The following is a 591-nucleotide window of genomic DNA, read 5'->3' as shown; positions in this document are numbered from 1 at the left end:
ATATGACTCGCCATTTTTCTGTAAGATAACATTAAGTTGTAAGTCTCAATGTTCGATATTCAACCGTTGTTTTTCATATCAAATTTGGACTTAAATATCATGAAAAACAAGATCATAAATATGAAATCATTTACACCATAAATTGTGTAAAACACACCAGCCATCGTATCCGCTTCATATACTGGTGATAGCGTATTATTGGAAAGCCAATTCACCCAAATCACCACATAAACCAACTTTTCAATAAAGAAAGCACCAGCAAGATATTTGATGTTCGCATTGATTGTTGCAGCCCCAAGGTACGCTAAACCCCAAACGACGATCATAATCAGTCCAAAGTTGGACATTACTACGGGATCGGCTTCGTTAATGGCACTATTCGTAAAAAAGCGTGAAAACAGTAAAACAGCACCAACATTCATCGCTCCTGCTGCCAATAGAATGCTTTTTACTTTTGTCTGATTCATTGCAAACCCCTCATTTAAATAAGTAAAACATCAATCACTTATAATCTTTATCATTTGTGACGAAGTCATTCTTTCTACTGACTGAAAATGTTCTAAATGAATAAGCTTAGCCAGTGCCATCGCC

1 protein-coding gene is annotated in these 591 nt (G+C 35.9%); it reads right to left on the bottom strand.

Annotated elements, in window-relative coordinates; all coding sequences use genetic code 11:
- Positions 1–59: 59 nt before the first annotated feature.
- A complete protein-coding gene (locus AB4232_RS22325) occupies positions 60–467 on the bottom strand; it encodes a hypothetical protein (RefSeq protein ID WP_135380882.1) in 408 nt (135 codons plus the stop codon).
- Between the last annotated feature and the right edge of the window lie 124 nt (positions 468–591).

Source organism: Vibrio sp. 10N.286.46.A8 (assembly GCF_041470165.1).
Lineage (GTDB): Bacteria > Pseudomonadota > Gammaproteobacteria > Enterobacterales > Vibrionaceae > Vibrio > Vibrio tasmaniensis_A.
Note: the sequence above shows the minus strand (reverse complement) of the source record. Positions and strands in the feature narration are given on the sequence as shown.

Coding starts and splice junctions, on each gene's coding strand:
- AB4232_RS22325 (WP_135380882.1), bottom strand. CDS start 467: ATGAATCAGACAAAAGTAAAAAGCATTCTATTGGCAGCAGGAGCGATG.